At 69.2% G+C, this 20,837-nt stretch carries 18 protein-coding genes; 12 read left to right on the forward strand and 6 right to left on the reverse strand.

Annotated elements, in window-relative coordinates; genetic code table 11:
* Window positions 1-23: 23 nt before the first annotated feature.
* The 9 genes from INQ48_41145 to INQ48_41185 all read left to right on the forward strand — a co-directional run bounded on the left by INQ48_41145 (window position 24) and on the right by INQ48_41185 (window position 11,157).
* On the forward strand, window positions 24-938 hold the full coding sequence (locus INQ48_41145) for an NAD-binding protein (protein QRF61770.1): 915 nt from the start codon (window positions 24-26) through the stop codon (window positions 936-938).
* Between the two features lie 107 nt (window positions 939-1,045).
* Window positions 1,046-2,251, forward strand: a complete 1,206-nt coding sequence (locus tag INQ48_41150) for an ABC transporter substrate-binding protein (GenBank protein ID QRF61771.1) — start codon at window positions 1,046-1,048, stop codon at window positions 2,249-2,251.
* An 82-nt stretch (window positions 2,252-2,333) separates the two neighbouring features.
* Entirely contained in the window at window positions 2,334-3,113 is a 780-nt protein-coding gene (locus INQ48_41155) for an ABC transporter ATP-binding protein (GenBank protein ID QRF61772.1), read from the forward strand.
* Entirely contained in the window at window positions 3,113-3,820 is a 708-nt protein-coding gene (locus INQ48_41160; GenBank protein QRF61773.1) for an ABC transporter ATP-binding protein, read from the forward strand. Before INQ48_41155 ends, INQ48_41160 begins: the two co-directional genes overlap by 1 nt.
* A 4-nt stretch (window positions 3,821-3,824) precedes the next feature.
* On the forward strand, window positions 3,825-4,712 hold the full coding sequence (locus tag INQ48_41165) for a branched-chain amino acid ABC transporter permease (protein ID QRF61774.1): 888 nt from the start codon (window positions 3,825-3,827) through the stop codon (window positions 4,710-4,712).
* A gap of 10 nt (window positions 4,713-4,722) precedes the next feature.
* On the forward strand, window positions 4,723-5,700 hold the full coding sequence (locus INQ48_41170; GenBank protein ID QRF61775.1) for a branched-chain amino acid ABC transporter permease: 978 nt from the start codon (window positions 4,723-4,725) through the stop codon (window positions 5,698-5,700).
* A 158-nt stretch (window positions 5,701-5,858) separates the two neighbouring features.
* Entirely contained in the window at window positions 5,859-6,701 is an 843-nt protein-coding gene (gene imuA / locus INQ48_41175) for a translesion DNA synthesis-associated protein ImuA (protein QRF61776.1), read from the forward strand.
* Complete coding sequence (locus tag INQ48_41180) at window positions 6,643-8,028, forward strand: DNA polymerase Y family protein (protein ID QRF61777.1); 1,386 nt, start codon at window positions 6,643-6,645, stop codon at window positions 8,026-8,028. The genes imuA and INQ48_41180 overlap by 59 nt, the downstream gene beginning before the upstream one ends.
* A gap of 9 nt (window positions 8,029-8,037) precedes the next feature.
* Window positions 8,038-11,157, forward strand: a complete 3,120-nt coding sequence (locus INQ48_41185) for an error-prone DNA polymerase (protein ID QRF61778.1) — start codon at window positions 8,038-8,040, stop codon at window positions 11,155-11,157.
* A gap of 33 nt (window positions 11,158-11,190) precedes the next feature.
* Here the strand turns inward: INQ48_41185 and INQ48_41190 are convergent, their stop codons facing one another.
* A complete protein-coding gene (locus INQ48_41190) occupies window positions 11,191-12,114 on the reverse strand; it encodes a LysR family transcriptional regulator (protein ID QRF61779.1) in 924 nt (307 codons plus the stop codon).
* 89 nt (window positions 12,115-12,203) lie between these two features.
* On the opposite strand from INQ48_41190, the gene INQ48_41195 reads away from it, so the two are divergent.
* From INQ48_41195 to INQ48_41205, 3 genes are read left to right on the forward strand one after another with little or no spacing between them, the layout of a single operon-like run.
* Window positions 12,204-13,514, forward strand: a complete 1,311-nt coding sequence (locus INQ48_41195; GenBank protein ID QRF61780.1) for an MHS family MFS transporter — start codon at window positions 12,204-12,206, stop codon at window positions 13,512-13,514.
* Complete coding sequence (locus INQ48_41200; GenBank protein QRF61781.1) at window positions 13,511-14,416, forward strand: polysaccharide deacetylase family protein; 906 nt, start codon at window positions 13,511-13,513, stop codon at window positions 14,414-14,416. Before INQ48_41195 ends, INQ48_41200 begins: the two co-directional genes overlap by 4 nt.
* Window positions 14,413-15,048 carry a hypothetical protein gene (locus tag INQ48_41205; protein QRF61782.1) on the forward strand — a complete coding sequence of 212 codons (636 nt, stop codon included), beginning with the start codon at window positions 14,413-14,415 and terminating at the stop codon, window positions 15,046-15,048. Before INQ48_41200 ends, INQ48_41205 begins: the two co-directional genes overlap by 4 nt.
* A 16-nt stretch (window positions 15,049-15,064) precedes the next feature.
* Here INQ48_41205 and INQ48_41210 read toward each other — a convergent pair whose 3' ends face one another.
* From INQ48_41210 to INQ48_41230, 5 genes are read right to left on the reverse strand one after another with little or no spacing between them, the layout of a single operon-like run.
* Window positions 15,065-16,174: a CoA transferase gene (locus INQ48_41210; protein QRF61783.1), complete on the reverse strand. Its 1,110-nt coding sequence runs from the start codon at window positions 16,172-16,174 to the stop codon at window positions 15,065-15,067.
* Complete coding sequence (locus tag INQ48_41215; GenBank protein ID QRF61784.1) at window positions 16,171-17,919, reverse strand: FAD-dependent oxidoreductase; 1,749 nt, start codon at window positions 17,917-17,919, stop codon at window positions 16,171-16,173. The genes INQ48_41210 and INQ48_41215 overlap by 4 nt, the downstream gene beginning before the upstream one ends.
* Window positions 17,912-18,367: an OB-fold domain-containing protein gene (locus INQ48_41220; GenBank protein ID QRF61785.1), complete on the reverse strand. Its 456-nt coding sequence runs from the start codon at window positions 18,365-18,367 to the stop codon at window positions 17,912-17,914. Before INQ48_41220 ends, INQ48_41215 begins: the two co-directional genes overlap by 8 nt.
* On the reverse strand, window positions 18,364-19,545 hold the full coding sequence (locus tag INQ48_41225; GenBank protein QRF61786.1) for an acetyl-CoA acetyltransferase: 1,182 nt from the start codon (window positions 19,543-19,545) through the stop codon (window positions 18,364-18,366). The genes INQ48_41220 and INQ48_41225 overlap by 4 nt, the downstream gene beginning before the upstream one ends.
* Entirely contained in the window at window positions 19,542-20,834 is a 1,293-nt protein-coding gene (locus INQ48_41230; protein ID QRF61787.1) for a CoA transferase, read from the reverse strand. Before INQ48_41230 ends, INQ48_41225 begins: the two co-directional genes overlap by 4 nt.
* Between the last annotated feature and the right edge of the window lie 3 nt (window positions 20,835-20,837).

Here is a 20,837-nt window from a genome sequence, read left to right on the forward strand (position 1 = left end):
CCAGGAACCACCGGAGACATCGCATGGAAAAAATCGGCTTCATCGGGCTCGGGCGCATGGGCAAGTCCATGGCCCTCAACCTTCGAAAACAGGGCTACCCGCTGGTGGTCCACGACCTGAACGCGGCGGCGGTCAACGAGCTGGTCGATGCCGGCGCGGCGAGCGCGCAGAGCATCGCGCAGATCGCGCGCGAGTGTTCGATCGTCGCGACGATGCTGCCGAGCTCGACCGAGGTGGAGCAGGTGGCCCTGGGCGCGGAAGGCATCTTCGCCAACGCACGCAAGGGCAACATCCTGCTCGACATGAGCACCATCGACCCGCTGGCCACCGACCGGCTGGCCGTGGCCGCGCGCGCGGCCGGGCAGTCCGTGGTCGACGCGCCCGTGGGCCGGCTGGCCGAACACGCGGACCGCGGCGAGTCGCTCTTCATGGTCGGCGCGACCGACGAGGACTTCGCCCGCGTGCGGCCGCTGCTCGATGTCATGGGCTCGACCGTCTACCACTGCGGCGACGTCGGCACGGGTGGCCGGACCAAGCTGGTCAACAACTACGTCGCGGTCACACTGTGCCAGGTCAACGCCGAGGCGCTCGCGCTGTCGCAGCGTTTCGGGCTCGATATCACCCGCACCCTGCAGGTGCTCTACGGCACCTCGGCGACCAACGGGCAGTTGCGCCTGAACTTCCCGAACAAGGTGCTCGTGGGCGACACCACGCCGGGCTTCACGATCGACCTCGCGCACAAGGACATGGCGCTGGTGATGGGCGCGGCCCACGCGGCGCGGGTGCCGATGCCGGTGGCCGCCGCGGTCTTCGAGTCCTTCAGCCTGGCGCGCGCGAGCGAGTACGGAAAGATCGATTTCTCGGGCATCGCCGATGCGGTCTGCGACCTCGCTCGGATCGAGCGCGCACGGGTGCCCGCGGGCTGGAAGGCCGCCTGACGACGGCCAGCGCTTTCGAACGAAACGAGTCCGGCAAGAGGCTCGATCTCTAGCTTCCCGATCAACATAAAGCGCAGCCGAAGCATCGGCTGCCAAGGAGACAAACAATGAGAATGCATGCCATCGCCCTGGCCGTCCTCGCGGGACTGCCCTGGATCCAGAACGCCAGCGCGCAAGCCGCGCCCGATCGCTTCAAGATCGGCTTCGTCACCGACATGTCGGGGCCGTACTCCGACTTCGACGGCGCCGGCGGCCTCGACGCGGTCCGCATGGCCGTCGCGGATTTCGGCGGCAAGGTGCTGGGCCGGCCGATCGAGGTGCTGTCCGCCGATCACCAGAACAAGGCCGACATCGCGGCCAACAAGGCGCGCCAGTGGTGGGACCAGGACAAGGTCGAGCTGGTGATCGCGGGGTCCAACTCCTCGGCGTCGCTGGCGATCAGCAACATTTCGAAGGAAAAGAAGAAGGTCTTCATCTCCGCCGGCGCGGGCGCCGACAGCCTGACGGAAGAAGCCTGCCAGCCCTACCTCGTGCGCTACACCTACAGCACCTCGGCCCAGGCGCGCGGCACGGCGACGGCCATGGTGGAGCAGGGCGGCAAGAGCTGGTACTTCGTGACCGCGGACTATGCCTTCGGCTACTCGCTCGAGAAGGCCAGCATCGACGTGGTCCAGGCCAGCGGCGGCACCGTCAAGGGCAGCGTGCGCCATCCGCTGAACGCGAGCGACTTCTCGTCCTACCTGACGCAGGCGCAGGCATCGGGCGCGCAGGTGGTCGGCCTCGCCAACGGCGGCAGCGACCTCATCACCTCGATCAAGACGGCCAAGGAGTTCGGCATCAGCAGCAAGATGCGCCTCGCCGGCCTCATGGTGTTCATCACCGACGTGCACAGCCTCGGCCTCGACACCACCAGCGGCATGTACCTGACCGATGGCTGGTACTGGGACCTCAACGACAAGTCGCGCGCCTTCGCGACCCGCTTCTACGAGAAGCACAAGAAGATGCCCACCACCTTCCAGGCCGGCGACTACTCGGCCACGCTGAGCTACCTGAAGGCGGTGGAAGCGGCGCAGAGCACCGACGCCGACAAGGTGATGGCCGCGCTCAAGTCGCTCAAGATCGACGACATGTTCGCGCAGGGCTACATCCGCGCGGACGGCGCGATGGTGCACGACATGTACCTGATGCAGGTCAAGAAGCGCGGCGAATCGAAGCAGCCGTGGGACTACTACAAGGTGGTCTCGAAGATCCCGGGCGAGCAGGCCTATGCGCCGACGAAGCCTGGCGCCTGCTACCTGATGCCCAAGAGCTGATCCGCGCCGAAGCCGTGCCGCCGCTGCGTTTCGCGCGGCGCGCGGCCGCATGGCTTTTTCCTTTGCTCCCACTCTCCTCTCCATGTCGTATCGCACGGACATCATTCTCGAAACACGCCAGCTCACCAAGGAATTCAAGGGCTTCACCGCGGTCAGCAAGGTCGACCTCTCGGTCGTGCGCGGTTCGATCCACGCGCTCATCGGACCCAATGGCGCGGGCAAGACGACCTGCTTCAACCTGCTCACGAAGTTCCTCGAACCCACCAGCGGCACGATCCTGTTCAACGGCCAGGACATCACGGGCGAGCGCCCCGCGCAGATCGCGCGGCGCGGCATCATCCGCTCGTTCCAGATCTCGGCCGTGTTCCCGCACCTCACGCTGCTGGAGAACGTGCGCCTCGGGCTGCAGCGCAGGCTCGGCACCTCGTACCACTTCTGGAAGAGCGAGAAGTCGCTCGAACCCTTGAATGCGCGGGCGCGCGAGTTGCTCGCGGAGGTCGGCCTTGAAGATCTCGCCGAAGAGCAGACCGTGAACCTGCCGTACGGCCGCAAGCGCGCGCTCGAGATCGCGACCACGCTCGCGATGGAGCCCGAGCTGATGCTGCTGGACGAGCCCACGCAGGGCATGGGCCATGAGGACGTGCACCGCGTGGCCGAGCTGATCAAGCGCGTGTCGGCGGGCCGCACCATCCTGATGGTCGAGCACAACATGAGCGTGGTCTCGACCATCGCCGACACCATCACCGTGCTGCAGCGTGGCGCCGTGCTGGCCGAAGGCCCGTACGCGGAAGTCTCGAAGAACCCGCAGGTCATGGAGGCCTACATGGGCACCACGGACGGCCAACTGCAGGGAGCTCACTGATGACCGCCGCATTGGAGATCAAGGGTCTGCAGGCCTGGTACGGCGAATCGCATGTGCTGCACGGCGTCGACATGGTGGTGCAGCCCGGCGAGGTCGTCACCTTGCTGGGCCGCAATGGCGCGGGCCGCACGACCACGCTGCGCGCGATCATGGGCCTGACGGGCGCGCGCAAGGGCAGCATCGAGGTCAACGGCAAGGAAACGATCGCGATGCCCACGCACCGCATCGCGCACCTGGGCATCGGCTATTGCCCCGAGGAGCGCGGCATCTTCGCGAGCCTGTCGTGCGAGGAGAACCTGATGCTGCCGCCGGAGCTGAAAGGCGCGGGGCAGGGCATGTCGGTCGACGAGATCTACGCGATGTTCCCGAACCTGGCGGAGCGCCGCCACAGCCAGGGCACGCGGCTGTCGGGCGGCGAGCAGCAGATGCTGGCGGTGGCGCGGATCCTGCGCACGGGCGCCAAGCTGCTGTTGCTCGACGAGATCTCCGAAGGCCTGGCGCCGGTGATCGTGCAGGCGCTCGCGCGAATGATCACGACCCTGCGTTCCAAGGGCTACACCATCGTGATGGTGGAGCAGAACTTCCGCTTCGCGGCGCCGCTGGCCGATCGCTTCTATGTGATGGAGCACGGCCGCATCGCCCTGGAATTCGGTGCGGCGGAACTCGAAGCCAGGATGCCGGTGCTCAACGAATTGCTGGGAGTCTGAGGCGATGACGACTGTCTTTGGTTTTCCCGTGCAGGCCCTGCTGAGCCAACTGCTGCTGGGCCTGGTCAACGGGTCGTTCTATGCGATCCTGAGCCTCGGGCTCGCCGTGATCTTCGGGCTGCTCAACGTCATCAACTTCGCGCATGGCGCGCTGTTCATGGTGGGCGCGGTGTTCAGCTGGATGGCGATGAGCTATCTCGGCATCGGCTACTGGGCGATGCTCGCCGTGGCGCCGCTGGTCGTCGGCCTGCTCGGCGTGCTGATCGAGCGGCTGTTCCTGCGCTGGATCTACAAGCTCGATCACCTCTACGGCCTGTTGCTCACGCTGGGCCTCACGCTGCTGATCGAAGGCGCGTTCCGCTCGGTCTACGGCGTCTCGGGCCTGAGCTACGACACGCCCACGGCACTGGCCAGCGCCAGCGACCTCGGCTTCATGGTGCTGCCCAACTACCGCGCCTGGGTCGTCGTGGCCTCGCTCGCCGTGTGCTTCGCCACCTGGTATGCGATCGAGAAGACGCGCCTGGGCGCCTACCTGCGAGCGGGCACCGAGAACCCGCGGCTGGTGGAGGCCTTCGGCGTCAACGTGCCGCTGATGATCACGCTGACCTATGCCTTCGGCTGCGGCCTCGCCGCCTTCGCCGGCGTGCTGGCCGCACCGGTGATGCAGGTCTCGCCGCTGATGGGCCAGAACCTCATCATCGTGGTGTTCGCCGTCGTCGTGATCGGCGGCATGGGCTCGATCATGGGCGCCATCCTCACCGGCCTGGGCCTGGGCGTGATCGAAGGCCTCACCAAGGTGTTCTATCCGGAGGCCTCGTCCTCGGTCGTGTTCGTGATCATGGTCATCGTGCTGCTGGTGCGTCCGGCCGGCCTGTTCGGCAAAGAAAAGTGAGTCCGCGGTCATGAAGAAACTCTCCCTCGTCCTCTATCCGCTGCTGCTCGCCGGGCTGCTGCTCGCGCCCTTCCTCGGCGCCTATCCGGTGTTCGTGATGAAGCTGCTGTGCTTCGCGCTGTTCGCGGCCGCCTTCAACCTGCTGCTGGGTTTCGCCGGCCTGCTGTCCTTCGGGCACGCGGCGTTCCTCGGCTGCTCGGCCTACGTCGCGGGCCAGGCCATGAAGGCCTGGGGCCTGACGCCCGAGCTCGGCCTGGTCGCGGGCACGCTCACCGGGGCCTTGCTCGGCTGGGTCTTCGGTTCGCTGGCGATCCGCCGCCAGGGCATCTACTTCGCGATGATCACGCTGGCGCTCGCGCAGATGATGTTCTTCGTCGCGCTGCAGGCGAGGTTCACCGGCGGCGAGGACGGCCTGCAGGGCGTGCCGCGCGGCAAGCTGTTCGGGCTCGTCGACCTCAGCGACGACCTCACGATGTACTACGTCGCGCTCGCCGTGTGCGTGCTGGCCTTCCTGCTGATCGTGCGCACCGTGCATTCGCCGTTCGGGCAGGTGCTCAAGGGCATCAAGGAGAACGAGCCGCGCGCGCTCTCGCTGGGCTACGACGTCAGCCGCTTCAAGCTGCTGGCCTTCGTGATCTCGGCGGCGCTGTCGGGCCTCGCGGGTTCGCTCAAGACCTTGGTGCTGGGCTTCGCCACCTTGTCCGACGTGCACTGGACCGCGTCGGGCCAGGTCGTGCTGATGACGCTGGTGGGCGGCCTGGGCACCCTGTCGGGCCCGCTGGTGGGATCGGCCGTGGTCGTGCTGCTGGAGAACAAGCTCGGCGAGTTCGGCAGCCTGCTCGCGCGCATCACGAGCATCGAGTGGTTCAACACGCTGGGCGAGTCGGTGACCATGGTCACGGGGCTGATCTTCGTGGTGTGCGTGCTGGCCTTCCGCAAGGGGATCATGGGCGAGGTGGTGGCGTTCATGGCGCGGCGCCGTCTGTAGCGCGCCCGGTTTCGTTCCGGTGGCGCGGGGCCCTGGGTCCAGCGCGATGCGTGACCTGGCCACTTCGTACCCCGGTGCGCGAAGGAATTTGTAAACCTTCTTGCTAAGAACCAGAAGGCTTTGAGATACTGTTTATCCATACAGTATCAGGAGCCGCGATGGCCATCTCCCTGTCATGGGCGGGTGGTGTCCACACGCCCCTGGCCTCTCAACCCGGCGCTTCACGGGTCGGTGCGCATCGACGGCCGATGGTCCTTCCACCTGACGTGGAATCCGCGGTCTGGCGTGGTGATTCGCTGGGCACGCCCGTGACTTCGACGGTCAGCAGCGGCTTCCTGGTCCTCGACGCCGAGCTTCCGGGTGGCGGCTGGCCCTGCCGATCGCTGACCGAAGTCCTGCAAGTGCAACCCACGGTCCTGGAGTGGCGTCTCCTGGCACCGGCCATGCGCGCGTTGGTCGAGCAGGACAGGCAGATCGTCGTCGTCGGGCCGCCGAAGGCGCCCCATCTGCCCGGCCTTCGTCAACTGGGAGTCGACGAGCGCCGGCTGGTCTGGGTCGACGTGCAGAAGCCGGTCGAACGCCTGTGGGCGACCGAGCAGCTGATCAAGTCCAATGCCGCGGGCATGCTCGTGAGCTGGCTGCCGCAGGCGCGCCAGGAGCAAATTCGACGGCTCCAGGTGTGTGCCCAGGGTTGCGACGGCCCTGTCATCCTCTGGCGTCCTGCCGCGGCGGCCGACGAAGCCTCGGCCGCGCCTTTGCGGCTGCGGGCGCGCTTCGGCGTCGATTGGGAACTGCGCATCCATCTGCTCAAGCGAAAGGGGCCGCCTCACGAGGGCGAACTCGCACTGCCGTCGGTTCCAGGCGGCCTGCAGGACATCCTCACGCCGCGCCTGAGTCACCCGAGCCGCCTGATCGCGGCCCGTCATTCCCGAGACCTTCCCCATGCTGTGGGCAGCCCTTCTTCCCGACAGCCTGCCGGACGCGCCCCAGCCTCGCACTGAGATGCTCGCGGGTCTGGCGACGTGGTGCCTGCAATTCACGCCACGCGTTGCCGTCCTCGAGGCGCTTTTGGAATGCCCGGCGGTGGTCATGGAGCTCGAACAGAGCCTGCGTCTGTTCGGTGGCAAGCGCCGGCTGGTCGAGCGGGTGCGAGAGGAGTGCATCGACCTGGGCGTGCGACAGCTGGCGTGGGCCCCCACGAGCCTGGCCGCGCTCGCCGTGGCCAGGGCAGGCCTGTCCAACGGATTCGCCAGGCCGCTCGCGCAACTCCTCGATGCGTTGCCCCTCGAGAACTTGACGCAGGTCGCGGCCCATGGGCCGACGCTGGCGCGGCTGGGGTGCCGGACCCTGGGGCAGGTGCGTGCGCTGCCGCGCGGCGGGCTGAGCCGGCGTTTCGATGCACAGCTGTTGTCGGCGCTCGACCAGGCCTATGGCTTGCGGCCCGAAACCCATGCATGGGCGCAGCTGCCCGAAAGCTTCCTGGCGAAGCTCGAGCTGATGGCACGCGTCGAGCATGCGCCGGCACTTCTCTTCGGTGCGCGTCGCCTCATGCTGCAGATGGCTGGCTGGCTCATGGCGCGCCGATCGGGCGTGACCGCCTTCACCCTGCGCTGGTGCCACGACGCGATGCGCGCCAGGAGCGCGGGCGATGGCGGCGAGCTCACGGTGCGCACGGCACAGGCCACGCGCGACACCGAGCACCTGATGCGCTTGCTGGCCGAGCATCTGGCGAAGGTGGAACTGCTGGCGCCCGTGGGCGACCTCGCGTTGGCCGCCACGGAGGTCCAGCCGCTGGAGGAAAGAAGCTTGTCGATGCTGCCCGAGGCAAGGCAATCGGGAGAGAGCCTGGCACTGGTGCTCGAGCGCATCGCGGCGCGGCTGGGGCCGGACCACGTGTTGCGTCCGGTCCTCCTCGAAGACCATCGCATGGAATGGATGTGCCGCTGGCGCCCGGCGCCCGAGCCGGCACCACGCGCCAGATGCCGGCCCCTCGAGGTGCCTCAGCCGACTTTCATCCTGCCGAAGCCGCTGCGCCTGGCCACCGAGAACAACCGGCCGATCTACCAGGGCGTGCTCCAGCTGCTTGCCGGCCCGCATCGCGTCGAGGGAGGATGGTGGGATCGGACTTCGACCGGGGCGCACGCCGATGAGGACGAGAAAGGCGATGGAAGGCCGCCGCACGAAGCGAAGGCGCCGCAGGAGAGCACGCGTCATGTCGCCCGTGACTACTGGGTGGCCGTGAGCGAGCACGCCGGTGTGCTGTGGATCTTTCAGATGCGCCTGGCCAGGGAAGAGACCGGCTGGTTCCTGCATGGCACGTTTGCATGAGGACGCGCCATGCAGCTGCCCGAATACGCCGAGCTCAAATGCGTGAGCAACTTCAGCTTTCTGCGCGGCGCCAGCCAGCCCGAAGAACTCGTCGAGCGCGCGAAGCAACTGGGCTACGCGGCGCTGGCCATCACCGACGAGTGCAGCCTGGCCGGCGTGGTGCGCGCGCACGTGGCGGCCAGGGAGCATGGGCTGCGGTTGCTGATCGGCAGCCAGTTCCTGGTGGAGCCGGAACCGCTCGATCCGAATGCCATCCCCTTCACGCTGACCGTGCTGGCCTGCCACCTGGAGGGCTACGGCAATCTCTCCCAATTCATCACCAAGCTGCGCCGCGCGTCCGAAAAAGGCGCCTATCGGCTGCCCATCGCCGAGATCCAGGGCTCGGAACTCGAAGACTGCGTGGTGCTGGCTTCGCCCCGGCGCATGGCAACGCCGGCGCAGCTGCAGTGGCTCGGAGGCTGGCTGCTGCGCCAGTTCCTGGGGCGCTGCTGGCTGGCGGTGGAAAAGCTGCGGCTGCTCGACGACGAGATGTGGCTGTACCGGCTGAGCCAGGTGGGCAAGGACATGGAGATTCCTCTCGTCGCGGCGGGCGATGTCCACTTCCATGTGCGATCGCGCAAGCCCTTGCAGGACGTGATGACGGCCACACGCCTGCGCAAGCCGCTGACGGAATGCGGACTCGATCTGCAGCCCAATGCGGAGCGACATCTGCGCACCCGGCTGCGGCTTGCGCAAACCTACGGCGCCGAGCTGCTCGCGCAGACGCTCGAGGTGGTCGAACGCTGCAGTTTCAGCCTTGACGAGTTGCGCTATCAGTATCCCGACGAGGTTGTGCCCGAAGGCGCAACGCCGGCAAGCCATCTGCGCCGGATCACCTACGAAGGAGCGGGGCGCCGCTGGCCCGACGGCATTCCAGCCAGGATCCAGACGCAGATCGAGCACGAGCTCGCGCTGATCGCCGACCTGCGCTACGAACACTACTTCCTCACGGTGGCCGACATCGTGGCCTTCGCGCGCTCCCGACACATCCTCTGCCAAGGGCGCGGCAGTGCCGCCAACAGCGTGGTCTGCTACTGCACGGGTGTCACGGAGGTCGACCCTGGTCGCATGAGCGTTCTCTTCGAGCGCTTCATCTCCAGGCAGCGCAACGAGCCACCGGACATCGATGTCGACTTCGAGCACGAGCGGCGAGAAGAGGTCTTGCAGTATCTGTACGCCAAGTACGGACGCGAGCGCGCCGCCATCACGGGCGTGGTGATCAGCTACAGGCCGAAGAGCGCGATCCGCGATGTGGGCAAGGCCCTGGGCATGTCGCTCGAGATCGTCGACGCGCTCGCCAAGGGACACCAGTGGTGGGACGGCGGCGAGGTTCGCCCGGAGCGTTTGCAGGAGATCGGCCTGTCGATGGAATCATTGCAGGTTCGACAGCTGATGCACCTGACCGCGCAGCTGATCGGATTCCCTCGGCACCTGAGCCAGCACACCGGCGGTTTCGTGCTCACCAAGGGACTGTTGTGTCGCATGGTGCCCATCGAGAACGCATCGATGCCCCATCGCACCGTGATCGAGTGGGACAAGGACGACCTCGACGCGCTCGGCCTGCTGAAGGTGGATTGCCTGGCCCTGGGCATGTTGACGGCGATCCGCAAGGCGCTCGATTTCATCGGCCAGCGCAAGGCGTGCGTGTTCGGCATGCAGGACATTCCCGCGGAGGACAGTGCCACCTACGACATGATCTGCAAGGCCGACACCGTCGGCGTCTTCCAGATCGAGAGTCGCGCGCAGATGAGCATGCTGCCGCGACTGAAGCCGCGTTGCTTCTACGACCTGGTCATCGAGGTCGCCATCGTGCGCCCGGGCCCCATCCAGGGCGGCATGGTGCATCCGTACCTCGATCGTCGCCAGGGCAGGGAACCCGTGGTCTACCCGAGCGAGGCACTGAAGGAAGCGTTGGGCCGCACCCTCGGCGTGCCGGTGTTCCAGGAGCAGGTGATGCAGATCTCGATCCTGGCGGCCGGCTTCACTCCCGGGGAGGCCGATGGCCTGCGCCGTTCCATGGCCGCCTGGCGGCGCAAGGGAGGGCTCGAGCACTATCACGCGAAGATCGTCAACGGCATGACGGCGCGCGGTTATGAAGAGAGCTTCGCCAAGGCCATCTTCGAGCAGATCAAGGGATTCAGCGAATACGGCTTTCCGGAGAGCCATGCGGCGTCCTTCGCGCTCCTGGTCTATGCGAGCTGCTGGATCAAGTGCCATCACCCGGCCGAGTTCCTCGCCGCCATGCTCAACTCGCAACCGCTGGGCTTCTATTCGCCGTCGCAACTCGTGCAGGATGCGAGGCGCCACCACGTCGAGGTGCGACCCGTCGACGTGATGTACAGCGACATCGACTGCACGCTGGAGGACCTGGCGCACCAACCCGCGGTGCGCCTCGGCTTGCGGATGATCGGTGGCTTGGCTGCCGCTTCGGCGCAGCGCATCGTTCAGGCCCGCGAGCTGCAGGTCTTCGACAGCGCGCAAGACCTTGCCCTTCGTGCTGAGCTGCAGGTGCACGAGATGAAGCTGCTGGCCGCCGCGGATGCATTGCTGAGCCTCTCGGGCCATCGACGCCAGCAAGTCTGGGAGGCGGCGGGGCTGCGAGCCGCGCCCGAGCTGCTGCGCAATGCCCCGGTCGATGAGGAGTTTCTCGAGCTCGAGCCGGCACCGGAAGGCGAGGAGATCGTGTTCGACCATGCGTCCACCGGCCTGAGCCTGCGCAGGCATCCGCTGGCCCTCCTGCGCGAGCGCCTGGCGCGTCGAGGGCTGGCCACGTCGCAGGACCTGGAAGCCGTGGAAAACGGCGAGCAAGTGAGCTACTGCGGGATCGTGACCTTGCGCCAGCAGCCGGAGACCGCGAAAGGGACGATCTTCGTGTCGCTCGAGGACGAGACCGGCGTGGTGCAGGTGATCGTCTGGAAAGGGCTGCGCGAACTGCAACGCCGGGAACTGCTCGGCGCGCGCCTCATGGCCGTGCACGGGACCTGGCAGCGCGAAGGAGCGGTCAAGAATCTCATCGCGGGCCGGATCGAGGATCTCACGCCGTTGCTGGGCAGGCTCGCTGCGTCGGCGACGAGTCGGGATTTTCGCTGAACAGGATCGGACGGCATGTCGTTGCAGGCGTCGTCATTCCACCGCCGCCTCGTCCGGCAAGCTCCCCTTCGATTTCACGAACGCCTGCATGTGCTTCAGGAAGGCGTTCGCCGCCGGTGTCAGTTCCGCGTCGCTGCGCGAATAGACGCCCATGTTCCGCTTGACCGTCGGGCGCACCAGCATGCGCGTCTGCACGCAGGTGCGGCGCGAGAGCTGGCGCACGTTGACCGGCAGCGCGGCCACGCCCATGCCCGCGGCCACCATGCTGATCAGCGTGGACGAGAAGGTCGCGACATGCGCGGGCACCGGCCGCAGGCCGACGGAATCGAAGGCCGCGTCGGCCAGTGCGCGCGACGGGCTCTGGTCGGACAGGCTGATCAGCGGATGCTTGGCCAGCTCGCGCCAGGTGACGGCGCCGCGCTCCGCGAGCGGATGGCCATCGGGCACCAGCGCCACCAGATGGTCCTGGTAGAGCGTGACCTCCGAGAGTCCCGGCTCGCCTTCGACCAGCGTGCCGACGCCGAGGTCGACCTCGCCGCGGCGCACCTGGTCGCGGATGGTCTCCTCGAAGCCGTCCTTGAGGATGCACTGGATACCCGGATGGCGCTGCTGGAACGACTGGATCACCCAGGGCAGCAGCGTGGCCGCGATCACGATGGAGGCGGCCACCGTGACCCGGCCGCGCTTGACCTCGGCCAACGCGCGCGATCCGGCGACCGCGGCCTCGAGGTCCTCGAGCGCCTTGCGCGCCAGCGGCAGGAACTCGGCGCCCGCCTCGGTCAGCTGGACCACGCGCGTGCTGCGGTAGAACAGCCGCAGGCCGATCTGCTCCTCGAGTTCCTTGACCAGCGTGGACAACGCGGACGGCGAGAGGTGCATGCGCTCAGCCGCGCGGGCGAAGGCGCCGACCTCGGCCACTGCGAGGAAGGCGCGGATCTGGCGCAGCGTAATGTTCATCTTTGGCGAATAATCGTTCGGATCATTCTGATTGTCCAAGCATTGAGCCGGTGCTGCAATGGCGCCGTCCATCGATCAGGAGCATCCCCATGACGACATCCGCCACGGCGAACACCGCCCCGCGCGCCGAAGAACGGCCCGCATCCTCGACCAGCCCGCGGCGCGTCGCCGCCGCGAGCCTGGTCGGCACCACGCTGGAGTTCTACGACCACTTCGTCTTCGGCACGGCGGCGGCGCTGGTGTTTCCGAAGCTGTTCTTCCCGCAGACCGATCCCTTCGTCGCGACCATCCTGTCGCTGCTGTCGTACGGCATCGCCTTCGTCGCGCGGCCGGTGGGGGCTGCGATCTTCGGCTCGCTGGGCGACAAGCTCGGCCGGCGCTTCGTGCTGGTCTCGACCCTGTTGGTCATGGGCCTGTCGACCTTCCTGATCGGGCTGCTGCCGACCTACGAGCATGTCGGGCTGCTCGCGCCGCTGCTGCTGGCGGTGCTGCGCTTCGCCCAAGGGCTCGCGCTGGGCGGCGAATGGGGCGGGGCGGCGCTGATGGTCAACGAGTTCGATGCCAGCGGCCGCCGCCGCGGCTTCTACGGCAGCCTGGTGCAGGTAGCGAGCCCGATCGGCGTGCTGATCGCCAATGCGATGTTCGGCTTCATGAACACGGTGACCACCGATGCGCAGTTCATGGACTGGGGCTGGCGCGTGCCCTTCCTCGCGAGCATCCTGCTCGTGGGCATCGGCTATTTCATCCGCCGCACGATCGAGGAATCCCCGGTCTTCAAGAGCCTCGAGAAGAGCGACCACAAGGCCGAGGCCCCACTCGCCGAGACACTGCGCAAGCACTGGCACCAGGTGCTGCTGGCGATCGGGGTGCGCGCCGGCGAGGGCGTCATCTGGTACGTGTTCTCGCTGCTGCTGCTGATCTACGTGCCGAACCGGCTCGGCCTGCCGCGGCAGGTGGCCTTGAATGCCGTGCTGTGGGGCGCGGCGGTCGGCGTGGTTGCGATCCCGCTGTTCGGTGCGCTGTCCGACCGCTTCGGCCGCAAGCCGATGCTGCTGCTCGGCGTGGCCGCGTCGATCGTCTGGTCGTTCGCGTACTTTCCGCTGCTGGAGACGCGCAATCCCTCGCTGGTGGTGCTCGCCGCGGTGATCGGCATGGTCTGCCAGGCTTCGCTGTGGGCGCCGCTCGCGGCCTTCATCCCCGACATGTTCGAGTCCAGGGTGCGGTGCACGGGCGCATCGCTGGGCTTCCAGCTCGCGGGCGTCTTCGGCGGCGCGCTCGCGCCCAGCATCTGCGTCTGGCTGCTCGACCGCTTCGACAGTCCGCTGTCGATCTCGATCTACTGCACCCTCGGCCTGCTGCTGATCGGCGTCTGCGTGGCGAAGGCGAAGGTGCAGCGATGAGCGAGGCGGTGCGCGACTTCATCGGCTACGGGCGCGCGCGTCCCGACTTCGAATGGCCGGGCGGGCGACGCGTTGCGCTCAGCGTGGTCGTCAACTACGAGGAGGGCGCGGAGAACTGCGTGCTCGAGGGCGACACTTTCTCGGAGGTGCTCAACAGCGACGTGTCGGGCGCGACGGCGCGCGCCGGGCGCCGCAACCTGGTGGTGGAGTCGCACTACGAATACGGCAGCCGGGCCGGCCACTGGCGCATCCTCGACCTGCTCGCCGAATGCCGGGTGCCGGCGACCTACTTCGCGGTGTCGGGCGCGCTCGAGAAGCATCCCGAGGCCGCGCGATCGATCGTCGAGGCCGGACACGAGGTGGTCTCGCACGGCGCGCGCTGGATCGACTACGACGAGGTGCCCGAGGCAACCGAGCGCGCGCACATGGTTCGTTCGCTCGACGTGCTCGAGCGCCTGTGCGGCGAACGCCCGGTCGGCTGGTACACCGGCCGCGTCAGCCCGCGCACGCGCATGCTGGCCGTCGAGCAGGGACTGCAGTACGACTCGGATGCCTACAACGACGACCTGCCGTACTGGACGCGCGTCGACGGCAAGCCGCATCTGGTGCTGCCCTACAGCTTCGACTGCAACGACATGCGCTTCGCCTCGGCGCCGGGCTTCGACACGCCCGACGACTTCACCGACCACCTGCGGCGCACGCTCGCCTGCCTGCGGCGCGAAGGCCGCCGGCAGGCGTCGATGATGTCGATCGGCCTGCACCTGCGCCTGGCCGGGCGGCCCGGGCGCACGGAGGCGCTGCGCGAGTTCCTGCTCGCAGCCTCCGAATTCCCCGATGTCTGGTTCTGCCGCCGGCGCGACATCGCGCAGTTCTGGCGGCATCGCTTTCCGGCCACGCCATGACGGCGAGGACGCTGTTTCTCAATCCGAACTCGAGCCGCGAGATCACGGCCACGCTGCGGCGCCACATCGCGCGTGGCGGCTGGCCGTCCGGGTGCTGGGCCGCCGCCGAGGTCGAGGCGGCGCCACGGATCATCGGCTCCGCCGCCGACAACGCGCGGGCCGAGGCGGCACTGGCGTGCGCGCTGCCGAGCCTGAGCGAGGGCTTCGACCGGGTGGTGGCGATGTCGTCGGTCGACACGGGCTACGAGATCGTGCGCGAGCGCTTCGGCGATGCGGCCCATGGTTTCACGCGCAGCGTGCTGGCGCTGCACCGGAGCCTCGGGCACCGGCTCGACATCGTGACCTTCGACCGCGGAATGACGGCGCTCTATGAGGCCGCCTTCGAGGCGACGGGTCATGCGTGCACGATCGACGGCTGGCAGGTGATTGATCTCGCGCCGGCCGTCATTGCCGCGCAGCCGGAGATCGCGCTGGATGCGCTGCGCGAGCGCTGCGAGGGCTTCGGTGGGCGGCAGCCGGTCTTCGTCGTTGGCGTGGTCGGTATCGGGCTCGCCGCAGGGCTGCGCGATGCCGGCATGCGGCAGGTGATCGATCCGGTGGCGGACCTGCTCGACTGGCTTGGCGAGGGCTGAAGCGCCGACGGCCCGTTCAGGCCCAGCGCGCGAGAACCCGCGCAGCCGGCGTCGCCTCGCGCGCCGCCGGCCCCTGCACCCGCGACGGCGTGCGCGAGAAACGCGGCGCCGGTGCCGGCTGCCGCACGCCTTCGACATCGACGAAGGCCTCGCGCGCGCCGTGGTGCGGATGCGCGGGCGCCTCGCTCAGCGCGAGCACGGGCGCGACGCAGGCATCGCTGCCGTCGAACAGTGCGGTCCACTCGTCGCGGTCGCGGGTGCGGAACAGCCGCTCGAACTCGGCGCGCAGCGCGGGCCAGCGCGCGCGGTCGTGCTGCGCGTCGCGCAGCGCGGGGTCGACGCCCAGGCGCTCGCACAGCTCGGCGAAGAACTGCGGCTCGATCGGCCCGATGCAGACATGGCGGCCGTCGGCGGTGGCGTAGCTGCCGTAGTAGGGCGCGCCGCCGTCGAGCGCATTGGTGCCGCGTTCCTCGCGGAAGGTGCCACGCATCGCACTGGTGGCGAACAGGCTCATCAGCGAGTTCACGCCGTCGACGATGGCCGCGTCGACCACCTGGCCCTGCCCCGAGCGCCGGCTTTCGAGCAGCGCGGCCAGGATGCCGACGACGAGGTAGAGGCTGCCACCACCGTAATCGCCCACCAGGTTCAGCGGCGGCACCGGCGCGCCACCGGCCGGGCCGATGGCATGCAGCGCGCCGGTCAGCGCGATGTAGTTGATGTCGTGGCCCGCGGCCTGCGCGAGCGGGCCGTGCTGGCCCCAGCCCGTCATGCGGCCGTAGACCAGCCGCGGATTGCGCCGCAGCGCCTCGTCGGGGCCCAGGCCCAGGCGCTCCATCACGCCGGGCCGGAAGCCCTCGACCAGCACGTCGGCGCGCGCGAGCAGGCCGAGTACCTCGTCACGCGAGCCGGGGTCCTTGAGGTCGGCCAACACCACGGTGCGGCCGCGGCCCGTGATGTCGCTGCGGTCGCCAAGGCGGCGCGCGGGGCGGTCGATGGTGATCACGTCGGCGCCCATGTCCGACAGCAGCATGCAGGCGAAGGGCGCGGGCCCGAGGCCGGCGAACTCGAGGACGCGCAGGCCGGCGAGCGGGCCGCTGGCCTCGCGGGGAGTGGAGGTGGGATTCATCGTGAAGAGGAAGGTGTGTGGGGGTTCTGTCGTGCCGCATGCCGCGCGATGCGCCAGCCGAACACGATCGCGGGTCCGAGCGTGATGCCCGGTCCCGGATAGGCGCCGCGCATGATCGAGGCCATGTCGTTGCCGCAGGCGTAGAGGCCCGCGATCGGCTGCCCGTCCGTGTCGAGCACGGCCCCGTCGGCATCGGTGGCCAGACCCGCGCTCGATGCGGCTTCGCCGGGCCAGACCGCCAGCGCGCAGAACGGCGGCTGCGCGATCGGGCCGAGGCAGGGGTTGGGCGCATGCGCCGCATCGCCGTTGAAGCGGCCGAGCTCGGTGCTGCCCTTGCCGAAGTCCGGGTCCTCGCCGGCTTCGGCATGGCGGTTGTGGCGCGAGACGGTGGCGGCCAGCGTGCGCGCATCGATGCCCAGCCGCGTGGCCAGTGCGTCGATGCTGTGGGCAAGCACGAGATAGCCCGAGGCCTCGTGCCGCCGCAGCGCGCTCGCGCGCGTGCCGGGCGGGATCGTGCCGAGGCCGTAGGCGCGCACGAAGGCCGCGTCGCAGACCAGCCAGGCCGGCGGCGTCGTTGCACCGGGGCGCATGCGCGCGAGCAGGGCTTCGACGAAGTGGTGGTACGAAGCGCTCTCGTCGACGAAGCGGTGCCCGTCGGCATCGACCGCGATCAGCCCGGGCTTGGCGCGGTCGAGGTACAGGTGCGGGAAGAGCCCGGGTTCGCCGCTGGCGCGCGGTGCCAGCGAGACGGGCTGCCAGAAGAAGTTGCCCCGATGGCGTTCGAGCCGCGCGCCCGCGCGCAGCGCGGCATCGAGGCCGTCGCCGCGGTTGCCTTCGAAGGACTGCGGCCGCAGCGTGCGCGGCGACACGCCGGCCGGCGCGAGCTGGGCCCGCAACGCCGCGTGATGGCCGACACCGCCGGTGGCGAGCACCACGCCGAGGCGGCTCGCGATGTGCCGCGTCGATCCCTCGTGTTCGAACATGCCACCCGTGACGCGGCGCGCCGAGATCTCGAGTTGCCGCAGCCGCATGCCGAAGCGCACCCGCACGCCGGCCTGGCGCAGGCTGAAGTACAGCCGCGCGACGAGCGCATTGCCCAGCACCAGGCGCGTGCCGCGCGCATGCGTGAGCCGGTCGCGCGCATGGCGCAGCACCAGCCGCGCGGCATGGCGGAAGTTCGCGACGCTGCGCCAGCGGTAGGCCAGGGCCTGCACGTCGGCCTTGTTGGCCATCATGCCGCCGAGCACCATGAACTCGGGCATCGGCGCGCGGATACGTTCGAAGTCGCGGCCCAGCCGCCGGCCGTCGAAGGGCAGCGGCGAGAGCGCGCGTCCCGCCACGGCCGCGCCGGGCAGCGCGAGATAGTCGGGATGGCGGCCGGCCGAGGCGAAGCGCAGTTCCGAACGGGCCTCGAGGAAGGCGATCGCCTCGGGGGCGCTCGCGAGGTAGGCTGCGCGCAGCCCGCGCGGATCGTCCGCGCCGAGGATCGCGTCGAGATAGCGCGCGGCCTCGGCGGCGGAGTCGGCAAAGCCCGCGGCAGCGCCCTGCGCATTGCCCGGCACCCACAGCGTGCCGGCCGAAGTGGCGGTGGTGCCGCCGACCTGCTCGCCGGCCTCGCACAGCACCACGTCGAGGCCCATGAGCGCGGCCGAGAGCGCGGCGCTCATGCCGCCCGCGCCGGCCCCGATCACGAGTAGGTCGCAGGTATAGCCTTCCGGGCCTTCGGTGCGCGCGGACTCAGGCATGCCGCCACTGCAGCAGCGCGTACGGCGGCTGCGCATCCGGATGGTGTTCGAACACGCCCTCGACCTCGGCGCCGATCTCCACCGCCTGCATCGGATCGCCGAGCAGGTTGCCGACCATGCGCACGTTGCCGGCCCCGGGCAGCTCGACCAGCACCACGAGGTAGGCGCCATGGTCCTTGAGTGCCGCATGCGCCGGATGCCACACGCGCTCCCAGCTGTAGATGCGGCCGCGCGGCGCGACTTCGACCCAGGCGGGATCGAAGGCATGGCAGCGGTGGCAGATCCACTCGGGGCCGAACTGCCAGGTGCCGCAGTGCGTGCAGCGCTGCACGCGCAGCACGCCCTCGCGCAGGCCTTGCCAGTAGGGTTCGGACAATCCGTCGGGCTCCGACACGGGGATCGGCAGGCCCGCGGGCAGGTAGCGTTTCTCGTCGTTCGTGTCGTTCACAGCACGTTCTCCGATGCCAGCAGCAGGTCGCTCGCGGGCGTGACCATGGGGCCGCCGATCACCAGCGCGATATCGCTGCGCGCCGCCTGGCTGGTCGAGCTGCCGCGCACCTGGCGCACCGCCTCGAGCACCAGCTCGAAGCCATGCATGTAGCACTCAGCGAGATTGCCGCCGCTGGTGTTGAGCGGCAGCCGGCCCGTGGGGGCGATGAGGTTCTCGAGCGTGAGGAAGTCGTTGGCCTCGCCGGGTTCGAAGAAGCCATGCTCGGCCAGCGCCATCGCCACGCCGCCGGTGAAGTTCTCGTAGCTCTGCACCACGCCCACGTCGGACGGCGCGATGCCGGCCATCGCGTAGAGGTCGGGCGCCACGGTGTCGAAGCCCGCGCTCGCATAGCGCGGCGCATTGTGCGGATGGGCGCCGGCGCGAAACCCCGAGCCCGAGGCCGCGCCGAGCAGGTAGGCGGGCTTGTGCGCGAAGTCCTTCGCGCGCTCGGCCGCCACCAGCACGATCGCGGCGGCGCCGTCGTTCTCCATGCAGCAGTCGTACAGGTGGAAGGGCTCGGCGATCCAGCGCGAGGCGTCGTACTTCGCGGCATCGAGCGGCTTGCCGTGCATCACGGCGCGCGGATTGGCCTGCGCATGGTGGTAGGAGGCAAGGGCGATGGCGCGCAGCGCCTCCTGCCGCACGCCGTGCTCGTGCATGAAGCGGCGCACGCGCATTGCGAAGCGCTGCGGTGGCGAGAGCACGCCGTGGGGCATGAGGTAGGCCTTCTCGCCGGAGATGGTGTCGATGCCGCCGACCTGGCCGAAGCGCCCGTGCTGGCCCTGCGCGAGCGCGCGGAACACGACCACGCAGTCGGCCAGCCCGGCCGCGATGGCGGCCGCGCCATTGGCCACCGCCGCCGCGCAGCCGCCGCCACCGCCGCCCCACTGCATGGTGGCCGAGCGCAGTCGGTGGATGCCCAGCGCGGCCGCCAGCCGCGAGGCCTCGCTGCGGTCGTCGCTGTACGAGGCGAAGCCGTCGATCTCGCGCGGATCGAGGCCCGCGTCGGCGCAGGCGGCGAGGATGGCCTTGAGCGCGAGCTTGAATTCCGCGTCGGGCGACTGGCCGTGGCGGTAGTAGGTCGTCTCGCCGATGCCGACCACGGCGACCCGGCCGCGCAGCGTGCGGTTGGTCATGCCGGCGTGCCGGCGGGTTCGTGCCGCTCGGCGGGCGGACCGAAGGCGCCGGCGCGCGCGAGCGCCGCGAAGTGCGCTTCGTCGTAGCCCAGCGCCTCGCGCAGCACCTCCTGCGTGTGCTGGCCGACGGTGGGCGCGGCCACCGGGTCGGCGATCGGCGTGCGCGAGTAGCGGATCGGCAGCGCCATGTTCGGCACCCAGCCCACCTGCGGATGCGGGATGCGCGTCACCAGCCGGCGCTCGCGCGCCTCGGGCGATCGGATGGCCTCGCCGACCGAGCGCACCTGGCCGCAGGGCACGCCGGCCGCGCGCATGCGCGACTGCCAGTGCGACCAGGGCTGCTTCGCGAAGGCCTCGCCGAGCAGTGCGAACAGCACCTCGCGCCGCTGCGAGCGCTCGCGGCCGCTGGCATAGGCCGGGTCCGCGGCCACGTCGGGCCGCTCGAGCACCTGCGTCATCAGGCGGTGGAAGATCTTGTTGTTGCCGCAGTTGATATAGAACGAGCCGTCCTGTGCCTCGAACACGCCCGAGGGGCAGGTGTCGGGGCTGGTGTTGCCGTGGCGCTGCGGCTCGGCGCCGCTGAACACGTGCTGCAGCGTCGCATAGCCGGTCATCAGCACCGCGTTGTCGAACAGCGCCACTTCCACCGCCTGCCCGCGGCCCGTGCGCTCGCGCGCCACCAGCGCGCCGAGGATCGCGTTGGCCGCCATCATCGCGGTGCTGATGTCCATCACCGGCGACAGCGCGCGCACGCCCTGGCGGTCGGCATAGCCGTTCATCGAGACGAAGCCGCTCTCGGCCTGCGCGATCGGGTCGAAGCCCAGGCGGTCGGCGAAGGCGCCCTCGCGGCCGTAGGCCGACACCGAGCAGTAGACGAGTTCGGGATTGGCCTTGCGGCAGCTCTCGTAGTCGAGTCCGAAGCGCTCCATCACGCCGGTGGAGAAGTTCTCGACCACGACGTCGGCGCTCGCGATCAGTGCGCGCGCCACCTCCAGGCCCTCGGGCGTCTTCAGGTCCAGCGCCACGCTGCGCTTGTTGCGGTTCGACCAGAGGAAGGGCGCGCCCTGCGCGAGTTCGGGATGCACCGGCGGGTACTGGCGGAAGTCGTCGCCGCGCCCGGGCGCCTCGATCTTGATCACGTCGGCGCCCATGTCGGCCAGGATCATGGTGGCGAAGGGGCCGGCGATGAAGTGGGTGAAGTCCACCACCTTGATGCCGGCCAGCGCCTGCGGCGCGCCCGCGGGGCGCGGCTGGTGCTCGGGGAAATCGGATTCCAGGTTTTCAAGCATGGA

The sequence above is a fragment of the Variovorax paradoxus genome (assembly GCA_016806145.1).
Taxonomy (GTDB): Bacteria; Pseudomonadota; Gammaproteobacteria; order Burkholderiales; family Burkholderiaceae_C; genus Variovorax.